The organism is Pseudomonas sp. LBUM1656, assembly GCF_059716065.1.
Genome location: NZ_CP166800.1, coordinates 2,192,801 through 2,215,757, shown reverse-complemented (window position 1 = coordinate 2,215,757; position 22,957 = coordinate 2,192,801). Strand labels below are relative to the sequence as shown.

Here is a 22,957-nt window from a genome sequence, read left to right as displayed (position 1 = left end):
GCCTGGTACTAGTGTCAAAGCGCTGCTGCTTCAGTCCAGTTAACCCAACCGAATATCCATGTCGCCAGGATCAGCAAGCCGAAGGCGATCCTGTACCAGGCGAATGCGGCGTAGCTATGGCTGGCAATAAACTTGAGCAAGCCGCGCACGGCGATCATGGCGAAGAAGAACGCGGTGACGAAGCCCAAAGCGAAGACAGGCAGGTCGCCGGCCTGGAACAGATCGCGATACTTGTAGCCTGAGTAGACGGCGGCACCGACCATGGTCGGCATGGCCAGGAAGAACGAGTACTCGGTGGCCGCCTTGCGCGACAGTCCAAACAGTAACCCGCCGATAATGGTGGACCCGGAGCGTGAGGTGCCCGGTATCATCGCCAGGCATTGAGCGAAACCGACCTTCAGGGCGTCAGACCAGCGCATGTCGTCGACATGGTCGACATACACCACATGTTCCCGCTGCTCAGCCCACAACATGATGATGCCGCCCACAACCAATGCCACCGCCACGGTGATTGGGTTGAACAGATACTCATGGATCGTATCGGCGAACAATACGCCCAAGACTACGGCCGGCATAAAACCGATCAATAAGTTCAAGGTAAAACGTTGTGCATTGCGTTGGGTTGGCAGGCCTGTGACGATCTCGAGGATCTTGCGGCGAAACTCCCATACTACGGCGAGGATGGCGCCCAATTGAATGATGATGTTGAAGGCCATTGCTCGCTCACCGCCGAATTCGAGCAGGTCCGCGACAATGATCTGGTGCCCTGTACTGGATATGGGCAAAAACTCCGTCAGCCCTTCCACCATGCCTAAAATCAATACCGTTACCGTCGTCCAAAAATCCATTAACACCCCTCATCGACAAAAGCAATTCTGCTGACAAACTTATAATTTATCGCCAACGAGTCAGTAAAGCGCATTTAGCCGGCCATTAAAACTCAACGTTAACAAATGTCCATGACTACAACATCAACTTCGGCGTTATATATCAACCAAGGCCAGCTAGTTAAAAACTAACGACAGCCCCCAATCAGCAGATAAAGCAGGCTAGTTACGGCGACTCATAATGCCCGTTTAACGAATTAAACTACGAATGCTCTAGCCACTGGCGCCATGCATATTGAACTGGAAAAGCGGGACATCGCGCGAAAAGATGGCACAATGATGCCCCTTTGCCACTGCGCGGATGAAGCGCAGGCAGCACAAAGGATCTCGTCAGATGGACACCAATGTTAAAAAAATTGTGACGCCTGCTTGAAAAACCCGGGAAATGTTACCAATTGTCAGTCACAAATGAGAATCGGTGCTTTAACATCCAAATGTCAGCACCCAGCCGAGTCAAAGCATGATGCTTACAGGGAAATTAACGAATACCAGCCACAGCCACGCAAAGGAGGTGACGGGTATTCTCACCATTGGGCGGACCCATAGTTTAGCTGAGGGTTTCAGGACATTAGTTGCAAGTTATGTAGCGCATGATATACCCGTTGATACGATGTGTTACAACAACTCGTTTAAAAAAAACAAGGACTCCCATTCATACCGTGCAGTATTCGTAGTCATTGACAGCCCTCAGGCGTTTAATGAAAGCCTCGCCCTCGTGGAAAATATGCGTACCAACAACCAGGCCCTTATTATCTTTGTGGCCATCACTGGCAAAGGCACCTACAACAAGATGAAATACTATCTTGCAGGGGCCGACCATTGTATGAAATTCAGTACGACCCCTGAAGAAAATACGGACGCACTTTCCGAGTTTTTTAATAGCGCAGAATGGCACAAGCAGCATAATTTACTCTTGGACCCGACCCGCATGTGCCTGATTGGAGACTATAAAAAACTGGATGTATCGTTTCCGGAAATGAAAATTCTTGAGGCTTTTTCCGAAACGAAGAATCAAATATTGAGCCATGATGAAATCGCCAGGATCATGGGTCTGAACATAACATTTTATGACCCTAGAGCCTTGGAAAAATCGATCAGTCGCCTTCGCGGAAAAATAAAAGGAATGTATGGCACCAACGCCATTCAAAGTATTCGTGGGCATGGATATCGTCTGGTCAGGGGTCTGATCTCGACCGCCTGATGATTAATATGCAGGGAGTTATTGCAATATGAACGCAACGATGAGCGCGTCACCCATCTATCGTGCGAGTCATTATCTGTCTCGACAATTGATCCTCACTCGCGACGACTGCCCATTTGGCAGCGAGATCAAAATCCAGTTTGACGACAATCAGGCTCATGCAGCCTATGCACCGCAAGAGATGAATGGCATCTACAGCGAAGTTCTCATGCAGACCCGGCTAATTGCATTTTCGCTGAAGGATCATAACATCTCCAGTGAAAACAAATACTTAAGCCGTCGATTCGTTTGCGTTGGACAATCAGATCTCGCCGATTCCGCACTCACGGAAGAGTTGATACAGTCCAGCGACGCCTTGCGTAATTTTGGCCAGACACTGGTTATTTCGTTCAATGAGTTACCCCTTTCGGCGGTCAGCTTTATTGATAAAAAGAAAATTCTCAACAACGTATATCTGTTGAAAGATCACGGCGTAGAAATCGCGGTCGATGGCTACAACATCGAAGACGAAAGTATCGAAATATTTACAACCCTGAATCTTTTCGACTATATAAAGATCCCCCTTTCAGCCCTAGACTTGAGCCTTAAACTGACGGGAAACCCCGATTTATTCAATCGTCTTCACGAACGCATGACCATGCTGACTCACACCACTAAAGTCGCCTTTATAGCCGACAGAGTCGAACAGGCTGCTAGCCATATACTGGCACGCGCATTACCTTTTGATTACTTTCAAGGGAGACATTACTCCCCTGCCGACAACCTATTAAATTAAAAACCGAGCGTGCCCCTTCAGGAGAGAGACATGGAAAGCAGTACACCCCTCCCCAGAAAATATTTTGTCGTCGTTACTCATAGCCCGGCATTACAACTTGAGCTTGAGGCATTACTATCGAGCGAGCGATATAACTCATTCGGTACGTCGCAGGCAAAGATGTTTGTCGAAGGTGTTGCCCTTCCCTCTTCCGCCCCTAAACTAATGGAATTTATTTCCCCTCACCTTGACAGGAATGTCCCTCCTGTTATCAAACATGATACGCAGCGCATACTCTCGACATTTGAATCCGAGTGGCGAGCGGCGCAGTCCGATACACCGTTCAATAACATGTCCCCACGGGCAGATGAAGATAGGGATGACACCCGGGACTCGCTCTCCAATGTGTCGCCCAGACCCCACTACCCTTATTCCGAAGCCTGGCGACTCAGCAATGTCAATGGTGCTTTGATTAAAGATAACGTCGAGATCGTCTTGACCGGGCTGGAGGCCACACTGGTCAAAAAAATGCTGCACCATGATGACCGGGTAGTCAGCAAAGATGACCTTATCCGGAGTATTGGCAGAGAGCCCGAACATTATCGAGGCCTGGAAATGTGCCTGAGCCGGTTGCAGGAAAAGTTTAAAAACGCCAGTAATGGCGAGCGCCTTTTCCGAGCGGTCAGAAATCGTGGCTATTGCCTGATTCAAAAAATAATACGGGGGAAAAGCCTTACCTGAGCCAATGAAATGACTACGATGGCAGTGCATACAAAAACAACAAAAGCACCCCACCATTTCACCCGTCCAGCGCCTCACTCCCTTCAAAAAAATCCCGCCTGAACCTCCCATCAAACACCTTAAATTATCGACTATTTATAACACCTCGTTACCCACAATATAATCACCAAATAAGTAATCCATCCGTTAAAAGTCGTCAGACAGCTTTCAGCCCAATAAATTAATCTATTCACTGACGAGCGCGCCGCACAGTGGCGTTTCGACCGTCAATGTTTCGCCCTCTTATAAAAATAATAATGTTTGTTACATCAACTTGGCTGTTGTCTGTCGACGCGCGAATGGACGTATTTTGGGGATATCGCATGGTTAACAATCTTCGTATCAATCGAAATACCCACCTCAAAGGATTGACCTTCTGGGGACAATGGGCACTGGGTCAGGGCTTTGTTGTGGCCCTGTTGTTTCTATTGGTTTATTACCAGACTGGGACGGTAGAGTTCTATTATCGGGTGTGCGCAATTCTGACGGTACTTGCTTCGGTGCCCGCCTATACATGGTGTGGCGTCTACGCGAAGAAAGATAACTACCTGGAAGGATTGGGACGCTTGTTGATGGGTTGGACAATGACCCTCGCGGCATTGGCCTGTGTGGCGTTCATCTGCAAGGCTGATGAACTGTTTTCCCGTCAACTGATCCTGGTATGGGCGGCTTGCGGTTACCTCGGGCAAGCATTGTTGTACGTCCCGCTGCACGGTTTCTCGCAATACTATCAACGCTCACTTCAAAGCGAGCATAAAACCCTGATCGTCGGCACCGGCGAGTTGGCATTGGGGCTCGCCAGGAAGCTGCGCAGCCTTGAACACTTCCCGTTGGTCGGGTTGGTCAGCACCGACACCACGCTCCCGCTCGCGATGGGTTCGCCGCCGATCGTAGGCCCGCAGGAGCAGTTGCTGGAGTTGATCAAGGCCCATGACATCCGACGTTTGTACATCACCCTGCCCCTGAGTGAAGCGGCAAAAATCGAAGCGATGTATATCGATTTGCTAGGTGCCAACGTAGACGTGGTCTGGGTGCCGGACTTGAACAGCCTGACACTGCTCAACCACTCGGTACGGGTCGTGGACGGCCTGCCGGCGATTTACTTGAATGAAAGTCCGCTGACCAGCCAGCCGACCGCGGCGCTGAGTAAAAGCCTGCTGGAAAAGAGCGTGGCGTTGTTGGCCATTGTCCTTCTGAGCCCGCTGCTGTTGCTGATTGCCCTGGCCGTCAAACTCAACTCCCCGGGCCCGGTGTTCTTCAAACAGGACCGTCACGGCTGGAATGGCAAGGTGATCCAGGTCTGGAAGTTTCGCTCGATGCGCGTGCACGATGACAAGGAGGTGAAGCAGGCCAGCCGTAACGATTCGCGGATCACCCCGGTTGGGCGCTTTATCCGCCGCACTTCCCTCGATGAGCTGCCGCAACTGATCAATGTGCTGCAAGGCCATATGGCCCTGGTCGGGCCACGTCCGCACGCCGTTGCGCACAACGATTACTACTCCGGGAAAATCCTCGCCTACATGGCGCGTCACCGAATCAAACCGGGGATTACCGGGCTGGCTCAAATCAACGGTTGCCGCGGCGAGACCGACACGATCGACAAAATGCAGAAACGCGTGGAGATCGACCTTACCTACATCAACAACTGGTCGTTGTGGCTGGACTTGAAGATCCTGGTAAAGACGCCCTTCACCTTGCTGTCAAAAGACATTTATTGATGGCTTAGAAGCCAGAAACCGCAATACGACAAGGGGACGCAAGTCCCCTTTTTCGTGGGTGTCTATCAGTCTTGGATACGTAATCAAGACCAGTAACAGGGGATCTATGCCAGCCCCTGCTTACGGTTTCGAATAGGTGGGATAACGCAGGGAACCCTGCGCAGAAGTGTGTTCACTGTAAAACCTTCCAGGCATTCCCCTTCCGGTTGACGACGTCACGAACTACAGCGCCTGTCGCCCTGTAGTTCGCCCGCCCTCACTCAGTGATCTTGTCGAAGTTACGGTAGAACAAGTCGCTGTCACGGCTATCGGTCATTGAGTGCAACCAATAGCTGCGATTGAGCCGTGCACCACCGTCCCGGGTCAGCGGCGACCAGACGATGTTGGCGCGACGCATAGTCGACATGCTCATCAGTTCGTCGAAAGGGATGGAGATGTAGATGCCCTTGTCGAAACTGCCTTCGCCGTACTCCGCTTTTGTCGCGGTGGTGAGCGTGGCCCAGGCACCGAATCGCACACCATTGCGCAACTCCCGCGACAGGTCGACTGTGGCGCCCCAATCCCGCGCCAGGTAACGGCCGACACTGACGGCTGCCTGAGTATCGAAAGGCAAGTCGGTATAGCCGGTGATGTGGCCAGTCACGGTTGAGTAATCGCGCAGGCCGAAGCCCTGGTTGAACTCGCGCTGACGCACGTAGTTCAGGTCTGCGCCCACCGACCAGCGCTGGCCTGCCGGACGGAACAGCACCTCACCGCCCACCCCGGCAAACATCGATTCCAGATAGCCACCGTAGACCATGCCATACAGGTCTTTGTCCAACTGCTCGGCATGGGTGAGCTGGAACGTGGGCATGGTGACGTCAGAGGTCGTCAGGTATTTGCGCAGGTCCGTGCGCACACGGGGCAAGCCGCTCGGTGCGTCGTAGGTAAAGTTGTCGTAGTTGTTCACCAGGTTGGCGCTGAGCAGGCCGCTCCACCAGGTATTGCGCGTGAAGCGATACTCGGCGTCCGCATCGGCACTCAACTGATAGAGCAAACCATCCGGGCCACCGACGTTCTGTTTGTAGCCCAGCCCGATGCCGTAGTTGAACGGATCGCGTGCCGCGGTAAAGAGCGTGGTTTCGGTGTGTGGCATCGCCCCGTTGACCTCGGTCGTGCGGTGCAACGTTTGCAGCGGCTCTTCATTGTTGACCACTTCGCGAAAGGTCTGGCGCGGCACACTGGTCTCTTCCAGCGGCATGTCGTAGCGCTTGTTCACCAGGGTGAACCAGTCGATATCGTCATTGACGCTGTTGTCCAGAATGCGGCTGGCGCGGCCGACAGCTTTGGCGGAATGGAAATAATTCGTCTGCTCGCCGTACACGAACAACTCGGGGCCGCGCTGGGTGATGCGCTCGACTTTGTAGCCGGCATTTTTCTGCAAGCGCTGGGACACGTTGGCCCAGTTGACTTGATCCGGTGGGGTGGCGGGTGCCTGTGTCGGCAGACGCTCCGCCGGCGGGTCGTACGTCTTGGCCGGCGTCTTGCGGCTGACGAAGTTGGTGTGCAGGGTGATGCCGAACATCGCGGTATTGCCGCGCTCCCAGCCCGCGCTGAGATCGACCGAGTCGGTCAGTTTGAACACCGCACCGATGTTGATGGGCGAGTCTTGCTTGATGGCGTTGTCTTTCGGCTCGTTTTTGTAGTCGTTGCCTTCGTACTCGAGCTTCAGGCTGAGCGGGTCCCACGGTGTCTGGTAGGTGACGCCGCCAAACAATGAAGGTCGCCCACGGAAATAGGCATTGGTATTGACGTCACCGGTGCCCTCGCCGTCCGGCCGGGTGTTGAAGCGATCAGCCGCCCAGCCCAACGGGTTGTCGAAATCGCCTCGATTGCCGATGTATCCCCAGGCAATACCCGCGCTGAAATCAAAGTCGTCATAGCGTTTGTTGGCGACCAGGAATTCGCTGGAGAACAGGCCGGTACCACCGATGTCGCGAAAGCCCAGGGCCAGTTCAGGCGCCCAGTGGCTTTCTTGCCACAGGCGCACCTTGAGGTCCACGGCCTTGTCTTTATAACTCTGGTCGCCGCTCAACGATTCGGGGCCATACCTGCGGTTAGTGATCGCGGTATAGCGAAACGAACCTTCCAGCCACTCATATGGCTGCAATGAAACGCTGTAACGGGTATAGGGATCGGTTCGACTGGCATTCACGCTCAACTCGCCGACCGGGGCCATTCGGGCCGTCGGCGTTTGCATCAAGCCCACGCCGCCGAAATCATTTTGGGTCAATCGCGGCTCTGCGTGAGCCAAACCACACGGCAACAACAGCACTGCAGCAAAACGTAAATTCAAGGAACCACCTCAGCCAGTTGCGTGGCAAGAAATTCGGCCAACTGCTGATTCAGTTCAGGTATAGGCGGATTAAGATCATCGGTTTTGACAGGGACCAGGATTTTGCTGCCGGCGGCGGGCACGTGTCCGCTTTCGCGATTCCACGGTGCGATGCCGACCCGGCGGGTGACGCCATCGGGCTGGATGATCCAGAGGTAATCGGCGTCGGCATCGGCCAGCGGTGAACACCCTTGCAGGTAGTCCCGCGCCTCTTGCAGCGAGCGATAGGCGAGCCGGCAGGGTTGCGCGACAGCGCCCAGCACTTCAACCCCATCGGAACGCATCGGGTAGATCAGGCTGTCGCCGTCATCGAGACGGAAGTTGCGAGCAAACCCGACCTCGACCGCGACCGGATCCAGCACCGCCACCTGACGCCCGGTGACCGGCATGCGACTGATTTGCTCGTACAACTGCAACGCCAGTGCCGCCCGGCTCGGGCGATCGAAGAGCAATGCGGTGCGTTGGAGCACCTTCAAATCGAACAAGACCCCGGTCTTGAGCCGAGTCTGCTCTTCGAGCAACGGCCGTCGCAGCCAGGCGGCCGCCAGCCAATAGCCTTCAGGATTGGGTTGCGTCTCACGCATCACGTCCAGCACGCGCGCCCCGGAGTGCAGATCGACCGGTCCCGGATTGCGCACATCGCCGCTGACGGTGACTGCCGCACTCGCGCCGCTGGAAATCAACAACAGGCACGTCCATACCGCCTTTGGAAACTTCAACGGACGGCCCTGCGTTCAGAGGTCAACTGCACGATCTTCACCCTGAGCTGCCCCGTCAGTTGCTGCTCACTCTGGAGGATGAAACCGTTAGCCGGATCGACCCAATAATGATTGGTCGCGCGCAGGCCAATGGCCGGTGCTTCTATCTGCTCATCGACACGCAGCACGGCGTATTCCTTGTCCAGGATCCTGATGGTTTCCATGGGTTTTCGAGTGAAGCGACTGCGTACGGCCACACCCACTTCGTAACCGCGATAGAGATCGATCCAGCGCTGGCTGGTGTAGCCATCGGGCAGCCGGTGAAGGCCTTGCTTGAACGGCGAATCGTCTTCGATGCGGGTCCCATCCAGGTCACCCTCAAAGCCCAGGCCGACGGTGCGAACCGCGAGGCCGTCGCGCAGCAACAACACCTGCTTGCCGGACGCGACCCAGTACTGCAAGTCGCCTCGCTCACGCACCATCGCCAATACCCCTTCGCCGGAAGGGGTGGACAGCTTGAGTTGCGGATACTGAACTTCGGCCACTTGCGCTGGCGTCAACTCCAGGTCATCGGGACCGGTGGCCACGGCTTTGAAGTTGGCCAACGTGGCCTTCATCAGCGGATTACATCCACACAACAGCAAGGCCGCCATCAAGCAGACGCTAACTTTCAACGTTCTCACAGTGGGACCAGACCTTATCTGCTGTTGGCTTCACTTAAATTGTTTTGTGCCGCCGCGCCCATGCCGAGAATCGAGGCCGATGGCACCAATTGACTGATGAAGCGGTTCCAGCGGGTAACGTTGGCTGGGCCTACGTAAACAATGTCCTGGGGACGAACATCGAAGTGAGTGGCGAGCGCCATGGCGGACGGCGACTCGGCTCGCAGCTGATAGATTTTGGCGGGTTCTACATCGAGATTTTCCACACCGCGGATGACGTACACGGCGTTGCCGTTGGAGGTGGTCTGGTTCAATCCGCCGACCGAGCCAATGACGTCGGAAAGATTCATGGTGCGGGTCTTGAACGTCAACGCGCGCGGCTGATTGACCTCGCCCATCACATAGATCTTTTTGCTGTCGTTGTACGGCAAGTACAACTGATCGCCGCCTCTGAGGTAGACGTTTTGCAACTCGGCATTTTGCTGATTGAGCCCATCGAGATTCAGCGGATAGCTGCGTCCATTTCGCGTCAACAGCAACCCGGACAAGTCCGCGTTCAGCGGATCGACACCGGCCGAACCCAGGGCTTCAACCACATTGAGCGGGTTGGTGGAAATCGCTTGCGGGCCTGCTCTCAATACGGCGCCCGACACCACCACTTTCTGACTGGCAAAGCGCAACACGGCGACGTCTACTTGCGGGTCCGAGATGAAGGTCGACAACTTCTCGGCGATATCGGATCGCAGTTGCTGGATGGTCTTTCCGGTGGCCTGGACTTCTTTGATGTAGGGGTAATAAAGCGTGCCGTCGGAACGAACAAGACGGCCGTTAGCATCGATCTGTTGTTGCGCGCCTGAAGGTGCGGTCAACTCGGGGTGATCCCATACCGTGATGTACAAGACATCGTTGTTACCAATGCGGTATTCGTCCGGTGTGGTCAACAATTCCGGGGGCAAAGACTCACGCTTCTGAGTGGCCCTGTCCATGGCGATGAGCTTGGGGGTAATCGGAATAAGCTCGACCCGACTGTTTTCGCTGGCGCCTTCGCGAGTGATATCGCTGGTACTCATATGTTGCCCCGGCGAAAACATACAACCTTGCAAAGCAATACTTGCCAGCATTAAAAAAGGAACACTACGAATCATAATGGCACTACGCTATTCAAGGGCAAACCCAAAACAAGATCGCCCAGTGTTAGCCGGGCAATCTTGTGTGACACCTGCGGTATTTCTCAGTTTGTGCCGGTGGTCCCGGTAGTGCCAGTAGTCCCGGTACTTCCGGTGGTTCCGCCGTTGGAACTTCCACCGCTGCTGGAGGCAGCCACTGCACCTGATACCAGCGCAGTGCTGGCCAGTGCAGCTTGTGCCGCCGTTACATCACCCAACACTTTTGTATCCAGCGTAAGCGGTGCTTCTACTGCGAAAGCCCCGCTGCTCATCATCGACAACACGGCAATTACCATCATCTTTTTCATATCAAACTCCTTCCTGCGTGTTCTTTATATCTACGGACTTGCCGGATGTGTTTCCAGTCAATTTTCCCGACCATAATTAACATTGCGCCCTGATATAACAGTTCAGCAGAAAAACCGGCTGTTGATGGCACACCTTCAAGGCTTACTCGAGGTAGCCCTTGGGATGGTTCGATTGCCAACGCCAGGTGTCCGTCATCATCTCTTGCAAACTCCGCGTGGCCTTCCAGCCGAGGTCCTTCGCCGCTTTGGAGGGATCGGCCCAACACTTGGCAACGTCGCCCGAACGTCGCGGCATTACGCGATAAGGCACTGGCCGACCCGAGGCCTGTTCGAATGCCCGCAGCACCTCAAGAACGCTGTAACCGTCGCCCGTGCCCAGGTTCCAGATATGGATGCCGCTGCGCGCCGAGATCGACTGCAATGCCTTGAGATGCCCGTCCGCCAAGTCCACCACGTGGATGTAGTCGCGTACGCCGGTGCCATCGTCGGTGGGGTAATCGTCACCAAATATCGACAGTTCCTGAAGGCTGCCGACGGCCACCTGGCTGATGTAAGGCACCAGGTTATTGGGAATCCCGCTGGGGTCTTCGCCCATATGCCCGCTGGCGTGAGCGCCGATCGGGTTGAAGTAACGCAGCAGCGCGATGCTCCAGCGCGGGTCTGCCGCACATAGATCCTGCAGCACGTTTTCGATGAACAACTTGGATTGCCCGTAAGGATTGGTCGGCGTGCCTGTAGGAAAGTCCTCACGAATCGGCATCTGCTCCGGCGCGCCGTACACCGTCGCCGATGAACTGAACACCAGGCGGAACACGCCGGCGGCGGACATCGCCTGACACAGCGTAATGCTCCCACTGACGTTGGCTTCGTAATACTCAAGCGGTTTGCGCACGCTCTCGCCGACAGCTTTGAGCCCGGCAAAATGCAGGACAGCATCGATGCAATGCTCCTGGAAAATCCGGTCCAGCAATGCCCGGTCGCACACATCCCCGCGAATCATCAGGGCGGTTTTGCCGCAGATGGCTTCAATAGCGTGCAGCGACGCGTCAGAGCTGTTGCAAAGGTTGTCCAGCACAACCACGTCGAAGCCTGCCTCAAGCAGCGCAAGTGTGGTGTGAGAACCGATATAACCGGTTCCACCCGTTACCAGAATCTTCATAGAGCGGTCCATAGTGGGGTATTGAAGTGCTCGATTACATGCAATGTTGAATGCGCACATAACGAAGGGCGCCAAATACTTATTAGCACTTCAGAACAACCGACACTATTGATAGACACCGACTAAAATTAACTAAACACCCTCAAGCCCGACAACTAATAACATTTACCCTGTTCTACCCCCGCTAATAATTGCCAATAAATCCCCACTCAGGTATTAAAGTACAACTTCAGCAATACATCAAAACTCACAGCCATTCCCGATACTGTTTCTGTATGGCCGTGGACAATGACTTTCCAGGATATATCTATGATTCGTAAATGCTTGTTCCCCGCCGCCGGTTATGGCACGCGTTTCTTGCCCGCTACTAAAGCAATGCCGAAGGAAATGCTGCCGATCGTCAACAAGCCTTTGATCCAGTACGCCGTTGAAGAGGCGCGGGACGCTGGTTTGCAGCACATGGCGATTGTGACCGGCCGGGGCAAACGTGCGCTGGAAGACCATTTCGATATCAGTTATGAACTGGAACACCAGATTCGCGGCACCGAGAAGGAAAAGTTTCTGGCCGGCACGCGGGAGCTGATTGAAACCTGCACCTTCGCCTACACCCGCCAGGTCGAAATGAAAGGCTTGGGGCACGCGATTCTCAGCGGTCGCCCTTTGATCGGCGACGAACCTTTTGCCGTGGTGCTAGCGGATGACTTGTGCCTGAACCTGCAAGGTGACGGCGTACTGGCGCAGATGATCAAACTCTACAAAAAATTCCGCTGCTCGATCGTGGCCATTCAGGAAGTTCCCCATGATCAGACGCACAAATACGGCGTGATCGCTGGCGAGTTGATTTCCGAAGGGATCTACCGGGTCAACAGCATGGTCGAGAAACCGGCACCCGAGGACGCACCGTCCAACCTGGCAATCATTGGCCGCTACATTCTGACCCCCGATATTTTTGATCTGATCGCCGACACCCAACCGGGCAAGGGCGGCGAGATCCAGATCACCGACGCGCTGATGAAGCAGGCGCAGAATGGCTGCGTGCTGGCCTACAAGTTCGAAGGCCTGCGCTTTGATTGTGGTGGTGCAGAAGGCTATATCGACGCCACCAACTTTTGCTATGAGCAGCTTTATCTCAACGGTCTTTAACCAGACTCATTCGCCCAGGCAGGCCACTATGACCACTGCAAAACGCTCGGTAGACATCGAACACAAAGCGAGCAACTTCGGGGTGATGGCCTGGCTGTCAAAAAAACCGTCGTCATCTTCCACTTCGGCTGCCTGGTTTGGCACACCTTTGCTGGTTGAGCGCATCGGGGTGTTCCCCTCTTCGGGCGATATCCATCGCCCGGTCAAGGACCCCTTTGCACTCCTGGACCATCTGAAAAGCCTGTACGCCCACCAGGCCCTGGATATCGACGAACGCGACGGGCTTAAAGTGATTTTCAACGATTGGCGATTCCGGGTTCGCGTCCGTTACAGCGACCCGGCAATCGTCATCAATATTGAAACCCGACGTGATCCTGACTTGATGCCGGTGAAAACCGCAGAGCTGCTGAGCCATCTGGAACACTTCGAACGTTGAATGATTACTTCAACGCGGAACCGCACTTGCCCGGCGCATCGCTGACACCACCGACCATCAGGCGATACACATAATCGGCAATAAGGCGACCGCCCGAACCCGGGATGGGATGTATTTTGTCCGGGCCAATCATGGGAGTCGGTCCGTCATTGGCGTAGCGTTTGAAGTCGGGTCCAAACGTGCACTGCAAACTCGAATACGCGATGTTTTCCGAACGCGCCCAAGGTTCAAGCACCTGGGCGTACTCCGTCATCGGATAGGCACTGGGGCGTGTCGTGTCCTGACGCAGGATCACGTTGATGCTCGCCGCCGGATGAACTTCACGAATCATCCGCACCAACCCTTTCATGTTCTCCAGGTAGTCTTTTGGCTTTACGCCAACCCCCTGGTCGTTACCGCCTAACATGATCAGATAAACGTCCGCCGGTATCCTGGAAACAACGGCCTTCCATTGGGTTTGCCATTGACGGTCGCTTTTATAAAAGTCTCCTGACGCGGCGCCGGAAGCGGCAAGTTTGGAGACCCTGACGCCGCCATGATTATTGGCCAGCCACAGACCAAACAACGTTGGCGCACCTTTCACCACTTCGAGCCTAAACGCCCACTCAGCACTGGCGGGAACGCTCAGTTGCACTTCCTGAACCCCTGAACCTGCCAACGTCAAAGGCTGCCAGACGTCCGAAGGCGTCCACCGATAGCGCATGTCACTGGTTTTGCCATCGCCCAGGTAAAGCAACTTGGCTTGGGCGATGGACGTATTGATGACCGCCGTTTCGTTGGAATCCACTTCAAGATAGGCACCCGGCTGCCCGGAGACGGTGCGGCTGTCCGGACTCGCCTGGCCAAGACTGGAAACGTCCCAATCCCCTCCGAAGTACTTTTTGCTGCTGCGGGTGTATTTGAAATTCGAACCACCGAGTGCGGCGCCGTGATTGAACCCGACATAACCAGGCCCGGCGAAACCGAAATCTTTCGCCAGGTGTTGAGTGAGGTCATTCAAGTAAAAGTCCTGCCCGGCGCTGTAGCTGTCGCCGATCACCGAGATGGCCAGCACCTCCCCTGCTTTACTCGTGGCCATTGCGGCAAGACGCTCGCGTGAACGGTTCACTTCGATCACCGGAGCCGAAACGGGTCGCACATCTTCGACATAGTCCATTGGCTCATCCATCTCTCTATCAGCAAGTCGGCTGAATCAGCGCTCAGGATTGAGACACCTTCAACCCGACCTCTGGAGTCTTTTTGCGGGTAACTCGCTCGCCCAAAAACAAAACAGAAGTGATGGCGAAACGACTGAAAACATTCGACAGCACCACCGGTCCCAACAATCCGCACAACACGCCGCCCACAACCAGGATGCTCTCGTCCGTAACGCCCAAACGACCTAACGCAAACCGGGAACTGGCAGCAAACAGCACGTGAAAGAGGAAGATTGCGTAGGAATATCCGCCGAGCCAGATCAGTGCTTTGGAGCGCAAGTCACTCGACAGTAACGCGACGCAGGACATACAGCCAACGAGCAAACCGACCAGGCTTCGGCGATCGACAATGAGCTCGCGATCCACCGCGGCGACGTAAAGCAGCGCAACCGAGATCAAGACGAATACAACCGGCCCGACCACTTTGAGTGACTGCTTTAAAGCGCTGACCTTTTCGTGGCAAATCATTCCCGTCACGAAGAACGGCAGCAAATAGACAGCGCCGTTGATGCCAAACGCGTCGACCGGAAAGGTCGGTAGCAAGAACACCACCGCCGAAAACAAAAACAGCAGATACAGCCGTGTCGCCGTCTGCAACAGACCGCGCCACTGCAGAAAACCGACAAACATGAAGATGATGAAAACTGCCTGCAGAAACCAGAAGTGATTAACCGGCAAGTAGAACGACAGCAAGGCCTCTGTTAGACCGAGGTCCTTGTTCACACCCGGCCCGACAGCCTGCAGCACTGAAAACGGGATACCGACAAAAAACAGAGGCACGATCAGCCTTCTCACTTTGCCGACGCAGTAAGCGGAGAAGTCATTGCCCCTGATTTTGTAAATCGAATAGATATAACCCGAGATAAAGGTGAACAGCGGCATCCTGACGTACACCATCGAATCCGCCAGAACCCGAAAAGGTGATCCCAGCTCTATTTTCAGCCCGCCACCCAACGGCCCTATCACGTGATAGAGCACCAGCAGCAGACATGCCAGGCCCCTGAGCGTTTCTATTTCCAACGATTTTTTCTTGCTTTGCATAGACCGCAAACCTCAGCGCAACACGCTTGATTCAATCGACTCAGGTTTTCTTGAGCGCAACTGCAACCCCAGCCCCAGAAACAGCACCGGCACCACCATGGAAAAATGTCGGGCAAACGAGCCGAAGTCAGGCTCGAACAAACCCTGCACCAATAGAAAGGACAATGGGATCGCAATCAGCTCTTTGACTTTCGGTGCGATGGTTGCGCCCTTGTAATGACTCGACGTCATCATTTTGAACATCAGCAACGAGGTCATCATCATCAGGACGACGAATATGATCTGGCCCAGGCCGGAGAGCAGAATCAACTCCACCGGGAACGACAGCCTGAAAAAGATGCTCATGGAGTCCACGGCCTGCGACACGAAATCACCGCCGCTAAGCCACGACACGATCAACGACTTTGAGCCCTCTTCACCCAGGGTCCGCTGTTCGTTATTACTGGCGCGAATGGACGAAACGGAATAGCCGACCAGCAACTGAATCGCCGTTGCGATCACCAGATAGAACATGAACAACATCACGAAAAAGCTGAAACGCGAGACATGTTTCTTCATCACGCACACGCCGACCCAGACCAACGAAAACAATATCCAGTAGGGCCGAATCAGCACGCCGTAAAACAGTGCGGAAAGAAAAAAGCCCGCTCGGTATCGTTTCGAAAAGGAGAAAAACAGAATGGCGATGACCGCCACCGAGACAATGATTTCCTTGGTCAGGTTATCGAGGAAAAACGACCTGACCACGCCCCACAGGCACAAGGTCAGGAAGATCGTTATCGGAATTCTTTTGAAGATGAAGACCGGGATAGAGGTCAGGAACAGATTGCACAGCATCCCGTACGCCCACGCGTTGGTCAGGTTGATACCGGTGGGACGCAGCAGGTAGGCGGAACATTCGTAAGAGGACCGGTCTGGTGAAAACGGATTCCAGAAATTGCAGTTGTCCGAACGAACGTAAGACGTCCACAAGGTCATTGCATCAGGACCCGGATCGCGGTGCATCAGCAGCGGCATCGCAATAGACAGAAAAAGACCACACAGCAGGATCAGGAACGAAATGGGCGAGTCGAGCTTTCTTCCACGAAACTCTATGGACGGCAGAGAGATAGCCATTACAAAGCCCCCTTCGCCCGGGCAAACCTGGTCAGCAACACAATAACGGCCAGTTGCACCGTGATGGAAAAGACATTGCCCCACGCTGCGCCATAAATTGAATAGTGCTTGATGAGCACATAGCTGACGGGCAGCGAAATCACCAGGCAGATCGCTGCACTGGCTAATGAAACCCGACTGTTCCTGGAGGCAATAAGACCGCCCCATACGATGTCGCCGACGGCGCGCAGGGCAAAGGAGAAAATCAGAATCGCCAGAATCCGGTTATCCGGGCGCGGGACTGCTGCGGCCACATAGTCGAGCAGGATGTTGAAGAAAGCATAAATCAGTACCGCCACCGCGCAGGAAACAATGAGTGAACGCAGCACCCATTGATTGACGAATAACTGCCGGACCGTCAGCGCCTGCTGGTTGTCTTTATAGCGCTTGGCGAGCACGGGAATGCCCACTACTGCAACAACGGCGTAGGACAACGCTTGCAACGTGTTGGCGGCGGACCAGGAGTACACGTACTTGCCGAGGCTGGCATACGGCTCCATGTCCAGAATCAGAAAACGCTCAGCGTACTGACTTACTGCGATCAACCCGCCGCCCAGATAAAAGGGCAGCCCAGCCCGCCAGACCGATACCGTGGTGACGGCACCGATGTCCCGCCCCTTGTGAACGTTCACCACAATCAAGTAACCGGCCACGATAACCAAAAGATTGGTCGCCACCCATAACCAAAGAACGCTGGCGATGGTGGACACTACGCCCGCCATGAGTCCGCCCACGGCAACGAGCGCCCAGAGGCCGGTCTTGATGAAGAACAACACCGCGCCCCAGTTGGCTTTTTGTGCGGAAAAGACAAAGGAGTTTATTTCGAAGGAAAGATGCTCGGTGAGTAGCAGCAGTGTGACGCACGCGATCAACGCGGCACTTGCCTCAACATCGCTGAACAGTGAATAGAGTGCGACCGTGACCACCGATAACAACAAACCAACGGCCAGGTACAGAATCAATACCTTATCAACGACAATCCTTGTACTGCCCCCCACGCTGATCAGCCGATTGATTTCAGAGCTGAACCCGACGCTGTAAAACTTCGAGGCTATCAAGGAAGCAGCGACCACCACACCGTAGAAACCCAATGCGTCATAACCCAGGTAATGAGTGATGGCCAACACCAGCAGAAACTTTGCGCCTAATGCCCCGCCCCGCAGCAACAGCCGAAATATCATCGAACAATCCCTTTGATGATAGTGTCCATCAGCTCCGTCTTGGCTTCGATTTCTTTGCAGGTGTCCGTTAGTTTTTTACCGAATCTGGACAACGCGTTTGGCGCGTAAACAGTGTCGATAATGGTGTCGACATTGATATCTCCACCGTTGATCACCCAGTCTTCCACGCCCATATCCTGATAGGCGCCAAAGCCTTTGCGCTCATAACTGATATGGAACGCGGGCACGCCGGCGAGGAGCGACTCAATGGCTCCGTGCAGCCTTACGGAAATGACCAGATCCGGCTGATACTTGGCCAGTGTCGCCTTCAGGGGCAGGAGATCTTCGGTAATCCCGAGTTCCCGGTAGAACGCCCCGTCATCGTTGCCACGAACGGCACTTTGGACAGCGCAGACCACTTTGCTTTTGTCCCTTAGTCGCTTCAACAGAAGCTTCAGGTTGGCAACGTAGGCCACTTTCTTCTCTTTGCTCCATTCCGGCGGCTTGCGTAAAACCACGCAAACCACGGCCGGCGATGCCGCACAGCGAGTGAACTTGGGTTGCAGCAATATCTTTTTCGCCAACGCCTGGACCGCCAGGTCTGGCGCTCGATAGACATTTTCATTGGATTCGAAAATGGCCGACGACCTGTTATCCCGGACAAATACCGCATCGGCACTGGCGTAGTGTTTTACGATTGCACTGCTCTCACCGTGAAACGGACCGATACTTTGCGGTAGGTAAACCGACGGCACCTTGCTCAAGATCGCCGTTTCGAGCTGTTTGGCATGACCCAGTTTCAACTTGATGTGTTCAAAGGCGCTCTTTGACCGCATGTACCCACCGCCCACCCCGACGATCAGATCTGTCGTACTCAAGAGGTCAGCGAGCGGTGCGTAAGACTGCTTAAGGAACACCGCTTCCTTTACGCGCCCCAGCCCTTTAGCCGCCATGACCGGTGCGTCATACCGCTTGTACGGAAGATAACTAAATGATTTGGGGTCGGACGCAACGACGTTGATTAACGTGTCAGCACCGAAGTTTCGCAGCACCAAGGCAATTGCCAAATCCACGAGTAGGCCATCACCCGAATTGGATGCACTGTAGCCATGCAAAATAGTTACGTTCATAGCGTGATATCTACTTAATAAGTTTGAGCGGAATAGACGTCATAGGTCTGCTGGATCATCAGCGATGCGCTGAACCGTTCGCGCACCCGCTTGCGGCTTTCGGTGCCGAGTTCCAACAGCTTTTGCTTCTTGATATTCACCAGGATGTTGGCGAGCGCCCGGTGATCGCCGGTCGAAAATATGTAGCCCGTGACGTCGTGCGTCACCAGTTCAGGCAGGGATGTACAGTCACTGGCAATAACGGGCACGCCCATGGCCATACCTTCCAGGGGAACCATGGCAAAACCTTCCCAGCGACTGGGGACAATCAGGGCATCGGCCGTTTTATAGAGTTCATTCACTTCGGCCGGGGTTACCCAAGGCAAGTATTCAACGGCGTCAATGACGGGGCACTCCACCCGCTCCTCATTCACCGCACTGCCGACAACCGTCAGTTTCAAGTCGGTGCGCTCGACTGCCGTGAACGCCTTGAGCAACACATCAAAGCCCTTCTGGTAGTCCAGTCGACCGACAAACAGGAGTTGAATATCTGTGCGCTGGCCGGACAGGCTTTCATCGTTTTTATAATGAATGCCGTTGTAGATCAGTTTCATACGGTGGCGGTCGATGCCAAAAGACGCCGCTTTATCCAGCTCATACTGGCTGACACAGATAATGACATCCGTGACTTTCTGCAGAAGGCGTTCAATTAGCGAATACACTTTCTGTTTGGCCGGAGAGCTTTCCATCAAGAACGAAAACGCGTGCGGGCAATAGATGATTTTCGGTGATCGCCAAGGGCGCATGGCCAGGCAAACACATCGCCCAATGACGCCGGAAAAGGTACTGTGCAAGTGCACGACATCCGGTTTTTCCTTGAAGATCACCCGGATGAGTTGCCAGGCAAACCGCAGCAGTGAAACGACGTCTCTCTTGTTTCGAGAGAAAGTCCTGATGTCCTTTTCATCAATGCCGTGCAGTTCTTTCTTCTGGTCGAACGGGATCAAATAGACCAGTTCATATTGCTGCGCGTCACCCTCAGGCGGTGTCGATATCGTCCGGATGACCGTTGCAACGCCACCTTTGATCGTTTCCGCCACGTGTAGTATTTTTTTCACAATCCACCCAATTCCATGAACGTAGTCGCAGGCAAAAGAGGCCTGAAGTGGTTAACGATCGTTAACCACTTTCAACCTGATTACCTGGCAGATAGAACTCGCATCACGACTTGTCTGAGGCGTATTCATAGTTGTAATAGCCGTAGCTGCCATTACCGTAATAACTGGACGCCCGCTTCTCGACGCCGTTAAAAATCGCGCCTTTCAATTCGATACCGTTTTGAGCAAAACGACGAATAGTCAATTCGATCTCTTTGGCTGGATTTACACCGAAGCGCGTCACAATCAGATTAATGGCGGCTTCACGGCCCACGATGGCTGCGTCGGTCACGGCGAGAAGAGGTGGCGTGTCGATAATCACCACGTCGTAGAGTTCACTCAACTCTGCCAAGAGTTCTCTGAGGTTGGCATGCATCAACAGCTCGGACGGGTTGGGCGGTACTTGGCCACGACTGATGAAATGCAGGTTATCGACTTCGAGTTTATTGATGGCTTGCTCAATGCTGCAGCGCTTGGTCAACAGATCGGACAAGCCATTGCTGATCGGCGTCGCCAACGTCTTGTGCAGGTGACCTTTGCGCATATCGGCATCGATCAGTACGACTCTCTGCCCGCTTTGCGCAATGACCGCGGCCAGGTTAGAGGAGACAAACGTCTTGCCTACCTGGGGGCTCGGTCCGGAAATCATGATCCGGTTGTTGGTCGCATCCAGCCCGGCAAAATGCAGGCAGGTTCGCAGGCTGCGTATCGATTCGATCGACAGGTCGGTGGGGTTACGCAGGGCCAATAGAAAAGACTGGCTGTTGTCGCCGTCGCCCAGCCGGACTTTTTTAGTGTCTTCCTCCTGTTGTAGGGTGCTGTAAGGAATGGAGGCATAAACGGGCAGGCCAAGTTGCTCGATGGCTTCCGGCCCTTCAAGTCCTCTGCTCAGCGATTTACGCACTAACACCAGGGCAACACCGACAAACCCACCCAGGAAAGTCGCAATCAGGACGATCAGGGCTTTGCGAGGTTTGACCGGGGTGGTGATGTCGACATCTGCCGTATCAATCAGCCGCGCATTGCCGACCGCCCCAGCCCTGATGATATCCAGCTCCTGGGATTTATTCAGCAGTTGGGTATAGATCTGCGTCGCCACTTCTACATCACGAGTCAGGTTCAACAGTTCCTGCTGGGTCGCCGGAAGCCCCTGGACCTTCTTTTCCAACCCTTGTCGCTGCTTGTTCAAATCCCCCATCTGAGCCATCAAGGCGCGGTAGGCCGGGTGCTCTCGGGTGAACTTTCGATCCATGTCCGCTTGCTGGAGTTTCAGATCCGAGATGCGCGTATCCAGCACCACCGTCTGTTCCAGCACCGACTTGGTTTCGAGCGATATGTTTACCGTATTTCCGCGGGTCTGGTAGCTGTTCAACGCGTTACTGGCTCTGACCAGATCGTCTTTGACTTGCGGAAGTTGTGCCTGCAGGAACTCCAGGCTCTGAGCGGCCTCGGCGGAAGTGCGTTGCACATTCTGCTGCACATAGAGCCTTGAAACCTTGTTGAGAATCTTCACCGCCAGGGTGTAGTCGGTACTCGCCAGGGCCAGACTTATAATGCCCGACTCTTTACCTTGCTCGGAGACTTCGAGGGCGTCCTGGTAATTCTGAATGGTGACAATGCGTGGATTGCGCACCACTTCAAATTGGGTGCCTGGATTCGCGATCATGCTCGCGATGAGCACCTCGACCCCCTCCTGCGTGACGGACTCGCCTGTAACGCCTTCGGCCAACAAAGCGCCATTGTCGTCGTAGAGCTTGAACCGATTCCGCTCTTCGGCAACCAGCATCAACTTCTTGCCCAACAGCTCATTCGGCAGATGGAGCTGTTCGATATCAAGGCGCTCGCCGCCCCATGCATAACGGCTCATGCCGAAGCGCGGCGGCGAAACACTTTCCGTTGGGGTACTTTTATATCGCCGTGCGAGAAAGCCGCCAATCACGGGAAAGGTGTTGGGGGTGATCACAATATCAAGATGCAGGTCATCGACCGTTTTACCGATGACCGCGCGGGACTTGATGATGCCGATCTCGGTCGCCGCCGGTGATTGCCCACCGAGCATGCTGCTGATATCCGAGAATCCCAGCATGTCGTTCTTTTTCGGCTCGACCTGGACCAGCGCGTTCGCCAGATACACGGGTGGCGATAAAATCGAATAAGCGGCACCGGTCACCATGAACGCCCCGGTGATGGCACCGATCAACCATTTATGGTCAATCAATGTGCCTAATAAGCCGAGCAGATCAATTTCGTCTTTATCTTGATCCCGGGTGTTGATTACTGACGGTAACTGCATAAGGTCTATTCTTTTACCATTATTACTGATCTGAAAATTCGTCCATCAACGTCCGAGGCGCTGCGCCCATGAGCAAACGGCATCTTCAATCAATGCGTGGGCATGGACAAAAGCAGCTTTTCCTTGACGATACGGGTCCTTTATTTCGCGCTCGCTCTGCCACTTCCCCAGAAGAAACACTTTGCCCCTGGCGTGTGATGCAATCTTTAGTACGCCCTGCACATGCTCTTTTTCCATGACCAGAATGAGGTCTGATTCATTAACGATGGCTGGCGTTATCTGCCGCGCTTTAAACCCTTGGGCTGCATGACCCTGCTCTTCCAGAACCCGAAGTGCGTCGGGCTCCATAGACTCACCCACCCGCGCGTTCAATCCCGCGGAGGTTACTGAGATACCTGAAGGCTGCAGCGCAAGGCGAAGCAACAGTTCAGCGGTCGGACTTCGGCAAATATTACCGACGCAGACCACAAGAATTTTTCTGAACAAGGCTACTCTTCCCGTGTAGTGTCGAATCGGCCCACGTGTAGCGAGGAGTTGAGTGAACCGATAAGATCGTCCCG

Annotated in this window: 21 protein-coding genes; 6 read left to right on the top strand and 15 right to left on the bottom strand. The window is 54.3% G+C overall.

The window, feature by feature from the left end; all coding sequences use genetic code 11:
• Positions 1-14 precede the first annotated feature (14 nt).
• Entirely contained in the window at positions 15-848 is an 834-nt protein-coding gene (locus tag ACA072_RS09935) for an undecaprenyl-diphosphate phosphatase (RefSeq protein ID WP_497624145.1), read from the bottom strand.
• Between the two features lie 499 nt (positions 849-1,347).
• On the opposite strand from ACA072_RS09935, the gene ACA072_RS09930 reads away from it, so the two are divergent.
• The 4 genes from ACA072_RS09930 (at position 1,348) to ACA072_RS09915 (ending at position 5,340) form a co-directional block, all read left to right on the top strand.
• Positions 1,348-2,088, top strand: coding sequence for a winged helix-turn-helix domain-containing protein (locus tag ACA072_RS09930; RefSeq protein WP_497624144.1), 741 nt, complete (start codon positions 1,348-1,350; stop codon positions 2,086-2,088).
• Positions 2,089-2,116: 28 nt separating this feature from the next.
• Entirely contained in the window at positions 2,117-2,863 is a 747-nt protein-coding gene (locus tag ACA072_RS09925; protein WP_497624143.1) for an EAL domain-containing protein, read from the top strand.
• Between the two features lie 30 nt (positions 2,864-2,893).
• Entirely contained in the window at positions 2,894-3,583 is a 690-nt protein-coding gene (locus tag ACA072_RS09920; RefSeq protein WP_497624142.1) for a helix-turn-helix domain-containing protein, read from the top strand.
• Between the two features lie 362 nt (positions 3,584-3,945).
• Positions 3,946-5,340: an undecaprenyl-phosphate glucose phosphotransferase gene (locus ACA072_RS09915; RefSeq protein WP_497624141.1), complete on the top strand. Its 1,395-nt coding sequence runs from the start codon at positions 3,946-3,948 to the stop codon at positions 5,338-5,340.
• Positions 5,341-5,596: 256 nt separating this feature from the next.
• On the opposite strand, the gene ACA072_RS09910 is transcribed toward ACA072_RS09915, so the two are convergent.
• From ACA072_RS09910 to galE, 6 genes are all read right to left on the bottom strand, one after another.
• Positions 5,597-7,675, bottom strand: a complete 2,079-nt coding sequence (locus ACA072_RS09910; RefSeq protein ID WP_497624140.1) for a YjbH domain-containing protein — start codon at positions 7,673-7,675, stop codon at positions 5,597-5,599.
• Positions 7,672-8,433 carry a capsule biosynthesis GfcC family protein gene (locus ACA072_RS09905; RefSeq protein ID WP_497624139.1) on the bottom strand — a complete coding sequence of 254 codons (762 nt, stop codon included), beginning with the start codon at positions 8,431-8,433 and terminating at the stop codon, positions 7,672-7,674. The genes ACA072_RS09910 and ACA072_RS09905 overlap by 4 nt, the downstream gene beginning before the upstream one ends.
• A complete protein-coding gene (locus ACA072_RS09900; protein WP_497624138.1) occupies positions 8,430-9,095 on the bottom strand; it encodes a YjbF family lipoprotein in 666 nt (221 codons plus the stop codon). The genes ACA072_RS09905 and ACA072_RS09900 overlap by 4 nt, the downstream gene beginning before the upstream one ends.
• A gap of 14 nt (positions 9,096-9,109) precedes the next feature.
• Positions 9,110-10,219 (bottom strand): polysaccharide biosynthesis/export family protein, encoded by a 1,110-nt coding sequence (locus ACA072_RS09895; RefSeq protein ID WP_497624137.1) that lies wholly within the window; start codon positions 10,217-10,219, stop codon positions 9,110-9,112.
• 86 nt (positions 10,220-10,305) lie between these two features.
• Complete coding sequence (locus ACA072_RS09890; protein WP_497624136.1) at positions 10,306-10,548, bottom strand: hypothetical protein; 243 nt, start codon at positions 10,546-10,548, stop codon at positions 10,306-10,308.
• A 142-nt stretch (positions 10,549-10,690) separates the two neighbouring features.
• On the bottom strand, positions 10,691-11,707 hold the full coding sequence (gene galE, locus ACA072_RS09885; RefSeq protein WP_497624135.1) for a UDP-glucose 4-epimerase GalE: 1,017 nt from the start codon (positions 11,705-11,707) through the stop codon (positions 10,691-10,693).
• 309 nt (positions 11,708-12,016) lie between these two features.
• Between galE and galU the strand changes: the two genes are divergently transcribed.
• Together galU and ACA072_RS09875 are read left to right on the top strand one after the other, a co-directional pair.
• The gene (gene galU, locus ACA072_RS09880; protein WP_131059916.1) at positions 12,017-12,850 is read left to right on the top strand and encodes a UTP--glucose-1-phosphate uridylyltransferase GalU; all 834 of its coding nucleotides are present in this window, start codon (positions 12,017-12,019) and stop codon (positions 12,848-12,850) included.
• Positions 12,851-12,878: 28 nt separating this feature from the next.
• Positions 12,879-13,286: a mannose-1-phosphate guanylyltransferase gene (locus ACA072_RS09875; RefSeq protein WP_497624134.1), complete on the top strand. Its 408-nt coding sequence runs from the start codon at positions 12,879-12,881 to the stop codon at positions 13,284-13,286.
• Positions 13,287-13,290: 4 nt separating this feature from the next.
• Here the strand turns inward: ACA072_RS09875 and ACA072_RS09870 are convergent, their stop codons facing one another.
• The 8 genes from ACA072_RS09870 to ACA072_RS09835 all read right to left on the bottom strand — a co-directional run bounded on the left by ACA072_RS09870 (position 13,291) and on the right by ACA072_RS09835 (position 22,883).
• Entirely contained in the window at positions 13,291-14,442 is a 1,152-nt protein-coding gene (locus tag ACA072_RS09870) for an SGNH/GDSL hydrolase family protein (RefSeq protein ID WP_497624133.1), read from the bottom strand.
• A gap of 43 nt (positions 14,443-14,485) precedes the next feature.
• Positions 14,486-15,523, bottom strand: coding sequence for an acyltransferase family protein (locus ACA072_RS09865; RefSeq protein ID WP_497624132.1), 1,038 nt, complete (start codon positions 15,521-15,523; stop codon positions 14,486-14,488).
• 12 nt (positions 15,524-15,535) lie between these two features.
• Positions 15,536-16,639, bottom strand: a complete 1,104-nt coding sequence (locus ACA072_RS09860; RefSeq protein ID WP_497624965.1) for a hypothetical protein — start codon at positions 16,637-16,639, stop codon at positions 15,536-15,538.
• Positions 16,639-17,859, bottom strand: coding sequence for an MATE family efflux transporter (locus ACA072_RS09855; RefSeq protein ID WP_497624131.1), 1,221 nt, complete (start codon positions 17,857-17,859; stop codon positions 16,639-16,641). The genes ACA072_RS09860 and ACA072_RS09855 overlap by 1 nt, the downstream gene beginning before the upstream one ends.
• Positions 17,856-18,968, bottom strand: a complete 1,113-nt coding sequence (locus tag ACA072_RS09850) for a polysaccharide pyruvyl transferase family protein (RefSeq protein ID WP_497624130.1) — start codon at positions 18,966-18,968, stop codon at positions 17,856-17,858. The genes ACA072_RS09855 and ACA072_RS09850 overlap by 4 nt, the downstream gene beginning before the upstream one ends.
• Before the next feature lie 14 nt (positions 18,969-18,982).
• The gene (locus tag ACA072_RS09845; RefSeq protein ID WP_497624129.1) at positions 18,983-20,065 is read right to left on the bottom strand and encodes a glycosyltransferase; all 1,083 of its coding nucleotides are present in this window, start codon (positions 20,063-20,065) and stop codon (positions 18,983-18,985) included.
• 103 nt (positions 20,066-20,168) lie between these two features.
• Complete coding sequence (locus ACA072_RS09840; protein ID WP_497624128.1) at positions 20,169-22,397, bottom strand: polysaccharide biosynthesis tyrosine autokinase; 2,229 nt, start codon at positions 22,395-22,397, stop codon at positions 20,169-20,171.
• A 45-nt stretch (positions 22,398-22,442) separates the two neighbouring features.
• Positions 22,443-22,883, bottom strand: a complete 441-nt coding sequence (locus ACA072_RS09835; protein WP_497624127.1) for a low molecular weight protein-tyrosine-phosphatase — start codon at positions 22,881-22,883, stop codon at positions 22,443-22,445.
• Positions 22,884-22,957: the final 74 nt, after the last annotated feature.